Annotated in this window: 1 protein-coding gene; it reads right to left on the reverse strand. The window is 57.0% G+C overall.

The window, feature by feature from the left end; all coding sequences use genetic code 11:
• Nucleotides 1-330: ATP-binding cassette domain-containing protein (locus ACYP03_RS25100; protein WP_459782542.1), on the reverse strand; the 330-nt coding region annotated here is incomplete at both ends.

Here is a 330-nt window from a genome sequence, read left to right on the forward strand (position 1 = left end):
GGACAGTTTCACGCCGCGCTCGCCGACCTGTGCATCGTAGCCGACATTGCCGTGCGGATCGATCAGTGTTTCGACAAACTCATGGGCGTGCGCCTGACGGGTAGCGGCCAGCAGTTCTTCTTCTGTTGCATCTGGTCGGCCGTAAAGAATGTTTTCACGGATAGAGCGATGCAGCAGAGAAGTATCCTGAGTGATCATCCCGATATTGCCGCGCAGAGAGTCTTGTGTGACATCAGCGATGTTCTGGCCGTCAATGCGGATGGCACCGGATTCCAGGTCGTGGAAACGCATCAGCAGGTTGACCAGGGTTGACTTGCCTGCGCCTGAGCG

The sequence above is a fragment of the Photobacterium sp. R1 genome (genome assembly GCF_054600795.1).